Genomic DNA, 2,945 nt, shown 5'->3' with positions numbered 1-2,945 from the left:
GTTCAAGACCGACGCATGACCCAGTTCACTCATGACTTTTTGTCCGAAAATTAAATGTGTCCAAATATTTGGCAAGGGAGCATTCCTCCTATAGCTTGAGATGAAGATTAATGAACCCTTACATTCTAACATAATGACGGAACACAAGGGCACATTTCGTGAACAAATTCATTCCGAAGGGCTGTAAAGGCAGGATTAGAACTGTATTTGTCGAATTTATCAAACGGTGTTTGGTCACCATCTAAGCATGTACCATGGAGGAAAATATATGAAGCAATCGGAAATGGAGCCTTCGTTCGATGCGATTTTTGAATTCACTACAACGGGAATGGCTCTGATCTCGCTCGAAGGTCAGTGGCTGAAAATGAATCGCAGCTTAAGTAGCATACTTGGCTATTCGGCACAGGAGCTACTTGGAACGAATGTGAAGACATTATTTGAACTTACTCAAGCACGTCACATAGATAACATCATGCAGAAATTACTTGGCGGGGAGCAACATTCTTTTCAAGCTATTATACAAATGAGACATAAGGATTTATCGTTAAAAAGCGTGGACTGGCTGATGTCCATCATGCTAAATTCAGACAACGAACCTCTAGCTTTCATTGTTCAAGTTAAGGATCTTTCCCAGCAGTCTGAAATGGAACGAAAGCTTGCAGAAAGCGAGCAACGCTACAAGTCATTGATTGAACATAATCCTGCGGGTATTCTAACTTGTGATACGCAAGGTCGAATTCAATTCGTCAATCCAGCCATGGAACGGATAATGGGCAGCTCCGAAAATGAATTGAAAGGTCAATTCATCCATCAATTATTTCAGCAAGACGACAAAGAAATGTTTAATGCTGCAGATATACTTTCGCAAACAGATAATTACATGTTGGCGTTTCGTCATAAAAATGAAGATAAAATTGAACTCGGTGTGAAAAATGTACCTATTATTGTCAATGATAACTTAGAAGGTGTGTATTTGATTGCTAAGGATATCACACAATTCAATAAGGATCGAGAATCTCTCCGAGTCGCGCAGCAAGACCTTCATGACACTGTGAGAAGACAACAAGGGATGACTTTGAAGTTCAGGCGAATAAATGGAAAATTCATACATACATTGTGTGACGGTGAGTTGCTGTATCGTATAGGACATAACCCATCTGACATTGTTGGGTATAGTTTGCACGAAATTTGGTCGTACTCATTGTCCGTATCCATCGAAGCCTATTATCACCGGGCTTGGAATGGTGAAAATGTGATGTTCGAGACAACCTTTGCCGGCATTACTTATTTGACTTCCTTGCGGCCTATCCGTGAAAATGATCAGACGATTGAAGTCATTGGCTCGTGTGTAGATATAACAGAGCGTAAACGAATGGAGACGGAGCTTCGAGAGACGAAGGAGTTGCTTGAGTCTTTTATAAACAATACCTCAGATGCGATTTGTGTGCTTGATTTAAATGAGAGAGTCATCTCGGTTAATGCAGCGCACGAACATATTTTCGGCTGGAGTCAAGAGGAATTAAGGGGTAAGCCTTTGCCGATCTACTCGAATCACATGGAAAGTGAACGTAAAGAGATGTATGAGTTGCTCAGGTTAGGGAAGCAAATATCGGGAAAAGAATCGGTTCGCCTTCGCAAAGATGGCCAATTGATTCACGTGAGTATAACGGAAACACCGATTAAGAACGAAAAGGGTGAGATTTTTGGATTCGCAGGTATCACACGAGATATCACAGAGCGTAAGCAGACGGAAGAGCTTCTACGTAAGTCTGACAAGCTTTCCGTTGCAGGCCAGCTTGCCGCGGGACTTGCGCATGAAATCCGAAATCCACTTACCTCACTTCGCGGCTTCTTACAGCTGCTACAACATGATTTAAAAGGCAAGAAGCATTATTTTGATATTATGTTATCTGAATTGGATCGAATCAATTTCATCGTAAGTGAATTCCTTGTTATCGCAAAGCCCGAAGCCATTACCTATAAGAAAAGCGATTTAGGTGCTATTTTGCAATCGGTCATTGCACTGTTGGATACGCAAGCCGTTCTCTGTGACGTGCAGCTTTTATTGGAATTCCAAACAGATATACCCGAAATTATTTGCTCTGAAATGCATTTGAAGCAATTATTCATTAATTTAGTCAAAAACGCGATGGAGGCCATTCCGAAAGACGGACAGATCAAAATGATCGTTTCGTTACATGGGCGGGATCTAATTAGAGTTCGGACACAAGATAACGGATGCGGGATACCGGAGGAACGATTGAAACAGCTAGGGGAGCCTTTCTATACGACGAAGGAAAAGGGGACTGGCTTAGGTTTAATGATGTGCTTCAAGATTGTGGAAGCACACAAAGGAACCATGGACATCCAGAGTCAAGTGGGGTATGGGACGACAATCGATGTGTTCTTGCCTACTTTTTCGGAGGAACATAATCATTTCGCTTAAGTTGTACAATAAGTAAAGCTGAAAACCGCCGTCGGGTTGACCCGGGAAACGGCGGTTTTCTCATTTTTAGAATCCAATACTAAATTCAGATGTTTCCCTTGAATACCAAGCTGAAACAGTGGCGTTATTTTCATTGTAAACTTGTACATGATCTGGCGTGTATTTGACGATTATCCCTGTAGTTACTTGGTAATAAACGCCTAGCTGATCGAGTGACCACACATAAACAGGCGTTTTCGATAGGGCAGCGGTAAATAATTCTGAATCCGTATCAAGAAGCTTCGTTCCGTAAATCATCAATACACCTCTGTCTTAAGGATAGGATTGTTAAGCACTTATTATTAGAGACAGTATGAGAATTGAAATCATCACACCTTGATTTCAATTTTTTTGTGGCGTTTTGATTTTTTTCCAATTTGTCTTCATTCTGAAATGTGATTTTGAACCGAAAATTGCTCGCATTACCGATGAGAAGAGCTTACTCAACCAAGTGGAGATG

General features: G+C 41.2%; 2 protein-coding genes and 1 pseudogene. 2 read left to right on the top strand and 1 reads right to left on the bottom strand.

What is annotated here, in order from left to right; all coding sequences use genetic code 11:
* Nucleotides 1–268: 268 nt before the first annotated feature.
* Nucleotides 269–2,446, top strand: coding sequence for a PAS domain S-box protein (locus AC1DVJ_RS30440; RefSeq protein ID WP_477596581.1), 2,178 nt, complete (start codon nucleotides 269–271; stop codon nucleotides 2,444–2,446).
* A gap of 66 nt (nucleotides 2,447–2,512) precedes the next feature.
* Here AC1DVJ_RS30440 and AC1DVJ_RS30435 read toward each other — a convergent pair whose 3' ends face one another.
* On the bottom strand, nucleotides 2,513–2,743 hold the full coding sequence (locus tag AC1DVJ_RS30435; RefSeq protein ID WP_477596579.1) for a hypothetical protein: 231 nt from the start codon (nucleotides 2,741–2,743) through the stop codon (nucleotides 2,513–2,515).
* A gap of 118 nt (nucleotides 2,744–2,861) precedes the next feature.
* On the opposite strand from AC1DVJ_RS30435, the pseudogene AC1DVJ_RS30430 reads away from it, so the two are divergent.
* Nucleotides 2,862–2,945: pseudogene (locus AC1DVJ_RS30430) on the top strand (DUF3900 domain-containing protein); the annotation flags it as partial.

The organism is Paenibacillus sp. P4_A9, from assembly GCF_056402415.1.
Note: the sequence above shows the minus strand (reverse complement) of the source record. Positions and strands in the feature narration are given on the sequence as shown.

Excerpts from the sequence above, each read along its gene's own strand:
- AC1DVJ_RS30440 (WP_477596581.1), top strand. The coding sequence starts at position 269 with ATGAAGCAATCGGAAATGGAGCCTTCGTTCGATGCGATTTTTGAATTC.
- AC1DVJ_RS30435 (WP_477596579.1), bottom strand. The coding sequence starts at position 2,743 with ATGATTTACGGAACGAAGCTTCTTGATACGGATTCAGAATTATTTACC.